The organism is Vibrio sp. V39_P1S14PM300, assembly GCF_009904765.1.
Taxonomy (GTDB): domain Bacteria; phylum Pseudomonadota; class Gammaproteobacteria; order Enterobacterales; family Vibrionaceae; genus Vibrio; species Vibrio proteolyticus.
On the sequence record NZ_WXWP01000367.1, the window covers coordinates 1 to 5615 of the forward strand.

The following is a 5615-nucleotide window of genomic DNA, read 5'->3' on the forward strand; positions in this document are numbered from 1 at the left end:
TATTAGTCGTACTTGAGTTTCATTGCCCGATTGTTTTGGGATGGGAAGTAAGGTAGATGTTTAAAATGAAAGTTTGATTTCTGGAGTGTGACTGTTAAGTGTCGGTTTTATTTAGAAAATATTAATTATGCCCGCTCTGATATGCAGAGCGGGCAAGCAGTTTTACTACAGATTAATGAGGAAACAATCAGTTTTCTCTAGACTTCGTTCTGATTTAATAGATTGATAAATCAACTGTTTTTATTGATTTCCTTCTCAACCATTTGTTTGAGCTGCGCGTACGGAATGAAGCCCGGCACAACGTCATCGCCAACAAAAATGGCCGGCGTACCGCGCAGACCCAAGTTAGTAAATGTTTGCAGATTTTTAATGATCGACGCTTCTACATCTTTATTCGCGACCAGATATTGTGCGGTGTTGGTTTTCTTCGCAATGGCCTCCAGAGACTCTTTGGTGTGACGGCCATTTTTCGCCACCAACAACGCATGCACCTGAGCGAATTTATCCGGTGCTTTCTGCCACACATTCAGCGCGTAGATGGCGGAATTGGTATCCAGTCCAGCCACTTGTTGCTGTTGCAGCGGTACGTAAATATTGATCACTTTCACGTCGTTATATTCTTTGACCAGTTGGTCGATGCCCGCTTCAAGTTTTTTACAGTACGGACAGTTGTAGTCGGTAAAGTTGATCAGCACGGTGTTGCCATTCGGATTGCCGGTGACACTGTGAACCTGGGTGTTGTTCAGCCAGGCCTGGCTAGCTTGTTTTACCTGTTCAAATTGCGCCTGACTTTCCACATACTGATTCAAGCTGGCGTGGAGATCACTGATAATATCAGGATTATTTTCCAGTAACTGCTGAATCTCGTTGAGCTGCTTTTGCTGAGCAGGAGAGAGCGAGGCCATCGCGTTGGCCGTGAAAAGCAGGGTGGATGCGAGTGCGATACTGACGATTGATTTTTTCATGTAGGTATTCCTTTATTCTCGCTGTCAGGCGAAGAGAGTTCTGAGCCACAAGCCAACCGGAGAGGTAATGCCGGTTGCGATGCTCTTGATTTTGCCGTCTTTGATGATAACGATCGTCGGCGTAACAGCGATGTTCCAATCCCGGCTAATATGCCCGGTGGAATCATTGAGTACGCTGAACTGATACTGTTTAGCCTGCATGTACTGTCGTACTCGTTCATCCTGACCGGATGAAAGTGCCACAGAGACGACAGTATGCTGGTCGGCAAAGTAATTGATCGTTGGGCTAACCCAGCGGCAAGCACCGCACCAGGTCGCCCAAAAATACACAATAACCGGTTTTTCACGGCTGGCTTTAATGACGTCGATGGTCTCACCAGATAGAGCCGTAGCCACAATCGGTGGCGCGTCTCCATCGGGCATATCGGCGCTGTAATAGCGATCCATGAGCAGTGAGATCGCCACCACAACGATCATCATCAAACCGAGTTCTTTTGACCACTTTTTGAGTCTTGAAGTCCGGATTGGTTCCTCACTTTTTCTTGTCATGATCGCTCCCGGCAGAGTGAAGGGCCTGTATTACCTCAGTATCACTGAGTATGACGGGCAGTGCGATTCCACTGGCGGCATCAGGCCCATACACTATGTTAAATGGCACGCCAAAACGGCCGTGTTCGCGCAGATAGGCCGTGACCGAATCACTGGGCTTGGTCCAGTCGCCCTGCATCAGTACGATGTCCTGCGCTTTCAGAGCGTTATAGACAGGATCCTGTAAGATCACGCCGATTTTGTTGGCTTTACAGGTGATGCACCAGTCCGCTGTGACGTTGACAAATACCACTTTACCTTGGCTGACCAAAGTCGGAATGGCTGTCGCATCCAGCGGCTGCCAGGTGAGATCGTCGACGATCGGGGTGGCCCAACTGTTGGCGGTCAGGCTGCCAGTGATCAATCCACCGCCCAGCGCGAAGATTGTCACCACCGCCATCGGCACCGTTGCCTGACGGCCATAACGGCGTGCGAGCAACACGCCTACGTTCAGCAGCACGGTTCCCATCATGAGCAGACTAAGCCCGGTGCCTGTAAAGTTTTTCATCAACCACACCAGCCATAGGCTGGTCAGGAGCATCATGCCCGCAAACAACCACTTAACGTGGCTCATCCAACGGCCGGGTTTCGGTAGCCATTTCACCAACGAAGGACAAACCGCCATCACCAGCCACGGCAGGCTCATGCCCACTCCAAGTGCGAAAAAAATCATCCACATTTCAAGGTAACTGGCGGCCAGCGCATAAGCCACGGCGGTACCGAGAAATGGCGCGCTGCATGGTGTTGCCAGCAGCGTTGCAAAGGCGCCCTGGATAAAATGACCCGAGTAAGAGTGATTTCCTTTCGTCGCCAGCCAGGTATTCAGGCCACCAGCCAATCGGAATTCAAACAGGCCAAATAGGTTGGCCGAGAACAGCAGGGTGATCAGTGCCATAAAACCAATGAACCACGGGTTCTGAAACTGAATCCCCCAACCCACAGCATGACCGGCGAATTTCAGTAGCGAAAGTCCCAGAGCCAACAGTAGGAACGAGGTGATGATCCCGCTTGCAGAGGCCAAAAATGACAGGCGAATATGACCACGAGAGGCGCTCTGGTTGACCAGCAAAGTGTTGATTTTCATCCCTAGCACCGGCAGAACGCACGGCATGATATTGAGGATCAAGCCTCCGAGTAACGCCACTCCTATCATCCATAAGACATTGCCATTTTGCGGCAGGGTGAGTGGCGTGGTCGACACTAGGGTGCGGGTTTCGGATAACAGCAGTGTGTCCGAAACGGTGATGAGCACGGATTTGTCGCGAAGATCTGCCTTACCCAGCCAGTTGCTGACGTGAAAGCGTGCAAACAGCGTGTGACCGTCAATCTGCAACGTTGGCTCGGAAAAGAAATCATCGGCAACGTCCGGACCATCGATCAATACCTGAGGCTCTTGCCAGGGAGTCTCGCTACGCAGCTCAACTGTCAGAGTCTGAGCGTTGTGATCCCAGTAGCTGGCCACGGCTTCAATCTGCCCGTTTCGGGCTGGCGTCTGGCTGCTGCCCTGAGCGAAGAGGTACGCAGCTTCACTGTCAGGGCTCAGAGCGCGTGGATCTACGTTGAGCTCAATGGGGTAATCGGTGACCACACAAATGTTGGTGCAACTGGGCAGGCGCAGGCTGGCCTTGAGCCGGACAGGCTGGTTGAGGTCATTGACTTCCACCAGGAGTGGGAAGTGGACCTGATGCTTGTAGCCCAGCGTCTGCACACCCAACTGTTCGTAGTAAGCCGGAACTGGCCAGCGCCACTCGATGTTGCGAATATTTTGCGATTCACGCCAGTCCAGCTCCGGAGCGATGCCGCCTTCGCCGGGGCTGCGCCAATAGGTTTTCCACTCTCCCTCTAACGCGACATCAAGCACCATTTCCAGGGTGCGATTGTCACTGTCCAGGTGGCCGGTCGACAGTAACCGGACTTTGACGGGCGGGTGTGCAGGATCTTGTATCCAGCCGGTTGTTTGAGCCTGCACGGGCAGCGCGGCAAAGCACAGCATGACCAGCATCGCAGGTAAGATAAAGCGTCTGTCAGACAACAGACAAGTAATTAATTTGTGCACATGGTTTCTCCAAAAATAGTGATACGACGAAATAAGACGTCGCACTCTATTCCCGGAAAATACAGTGAGTGATGTGGATACGTAATTTGGGTACGGTGAACTCAGACGGTGCAGCTCGTTGCACTTGTTGGGTTTGTACGGCACCAGTGAAGAGCAGGGCGATCAGAATCAGTAGCGGCGTCAAGGTTTCCAGATTTGCCAGAGACTGGGTGAGTAGCTTCTCTGTCAGCTTACACGGTGACGCTGAGCTTTCAGCTTGTGTGTCGTGGCTGCCATCAACATTGACGGACAGAGACGGCTGAGGAGCGTTCTGATACGCGGTAGTGGTTTTCACTGCGCACAGCACGACCACCATCACCGCTAGCAGCAGTGATAAATACGCGGATGTGGTTCGGCGGAATAGGCGCACAGTAAACTCTTTGTTGATGTTCAATAAGCGATTCAAAGGCTAGAGGTTTTTGCACAAAGATCAAGTCTGTTTTCACTTGGAATTGTAACCGGAGCCTGTGTCTGGCCAGTGGATAATGTCTGGTACGTTAATGCAGTCAGATGTATAACGATGTTAATTAATTGTTATTGACGGTTTTGGGTCTGAATGGGTGAGACATTCGTTTTAATGTCAGTCATCATTGTTTCTAACTGTAACATCAAAACTTATCTCAATGACTTTGATGATTTTTATCTTTCTGTATGAAAAGAAAGGCTTTTTCTTTTTGATAAATGTGTTTTTATCGTTTTATATCATTTTATGCAACTTTCTCTGTTTCCATAGATACATTGAATCTAACTGTTAACCGGGTGGTAACAAACTCGGTGACGGTGGACCAAAAAACACAACAAAATATGGAAATAAAAAATGAATAAAAAGCTTATAGCTATGGCAGTGGCTACTGCGGCGTTTGGATCACAGGCATTTGCAGTAGAACTTTACAACAATGCAGGGACCACGTTTTCAGTGGGTGGTCATGTTTCTGTTGGTCTCGGTGGCTCTGAACAGGGCGATACGGAAGTCCAGCAGGTTTCTCCACGTATCAATTTCAATGCGACTCAGGATATTGGCAATGGCTTTACCGCCGATGCAAAAGGAGAGTGGGCGCTGAACTATCTTGATGGCGGTGAAGAGTCGTTTTCGACGCGTCTGGGCTACATTGGGCTGACGCACGATAGCTACGGCCGGGTTGTTGTGGGCACACAATGGTCACCGTATTACGACGCCGCGGGTATTGCTGATATGCCGATCGCTTATGCGAACGACTTCTTGTATGACGATCATGGCCCGCTGGGCACAGGCCGTGCGGATAAAATGATTTCGTACCGCAACGGGTTCAGTTTCGGTGATGCCGGTGAATTCTCGTTTGGCTTAGGCTGGCAGGGGTCGAAAACCGATGAATTGAATGCCGCCAACGTCAAATATGATGACCGCGTACAAGCGGCATTGACGTATAAGATTGCTGGGTTAAGCTTCAACTATGCGTACAACACGGGTGATGTTCAATGGACAAGCGCGAAAGACACTGCGGTGTCGAACATGCTCAGCGCCAGCTACGGTACCTATGGTAAAGGTTTGTATGTGGCGGGGGTTTATGCCATGAACGAATACATGAATCGTGGCCTGGAAGAGTCCATTGCGATGGAAGGTCTGCTGGCTTACGCGTTTGCCAACAGCCTGAATATCAGTATTAACTATGAAGGTGTGGAAGACGACAAGAACAACGACACCATCTACAGCCAAATGGCACTGCAGGCCGAATACAACTTTACGCCAAGCTTTGTCGGCTTCGCTGGCTATCAGTTCGATCTGGGCAATGACATCGACGTCGCTGAAGATGACATGTGGTTGCTGGGTGTGCGTTACTACCTATAAACTCGTCCCACTCTGTCCAAGAGTAATTATTGACGCTTGCTCCATTAGGAGCAGGCGTTTTTTTGTACATCTTCACGTATGTGGCACGTTGCATTTGAAATGTGATTTTTATGTACTACGGTTGAAGTGTTCGTGATGTATC

Annotated in this window: 5 protein-coding genes; 1 reads left to right on the plus strand and 4 read right to left on the minus strand. The window is 50.0% G+C overall.

What is annotated here, in order from left to right; genetic code table 11:
- Positions 1-230: 230 nt before the first annotated feature.
- The 4 genes from CAG65_RS19195 to CAG65_RS19210 all read right to left on the minus strand — a co-directional run bounded on the left by CAG65_RS19195 (position 231) and on the right by CAG65_RS19210 (position 4018).
- Complete coding sequence (locus CAG65_RS19195; RefSeq protein WP_021706205.1) at positions 231-965, minus strand: thioredoxin domain-containing protein; 735 nt, start codon at positions 963-965, stop codon at positions 231-233.
- Between the two features lie 24 nt (positions 966-989).
- Complete coding sequence (locus CAG65_RS19200; RefSeq protein WP_237668182.1) at positions 990-1514, minus strand: protein disulfide oxidoreductase; 525 nt, start codon at positions 1512-1514, stop codon at positions 990-992.
- Positions 1498-3555 carry a protein-disulfide reductase DsbD family protein gene (locus CAG65_RS19205; RefSeq protein ID WP_272926128.1) on the minus strand — a complete coding sequence of 686 codons (2058 nt, stop codon included), beginning with the start codon at positions 3553-3555 and terminating at the stop codon, positions 1498-1500. Before CAG65_RS19205 ends, CAG65_RS19200 begins: the two co-directional genes overlap by 17 nt.
- Before the next feature lie 100 nt (positions 3556-3655).
- Positions 3656-4018 carry a hypothetical protein gene (locus CAG65_RS19210; protein ID WP_161454660.1) on the minus strand — a complete coding sequence of 121 codons (363 nt, stop codon included), beginning with the start codon at positions 4016-4018 and terminating at the stop codon, positions 3656-3658.
- A 447-nt stretch (positions 4019-4465) separates the two neighbouring features.
- Here CAG65_RS19210 and CAG65_RS19215 point away from each other — a divergent pair, with 447 nt between their 5' ends.
- The gene (locus tag CAG65_RS19215) at positions 4466-5473 is read left to right on the plus strand and encodes a porin (protein WP_161454661.1); all 1008 of its coding nucleotides are present in this window, start codon (positions 4466-4468) and stop codon (positions 5471-5473) included.
- The last annotated feature ends 142 nt before the right edge of the window (positions 5474-5615 follow it).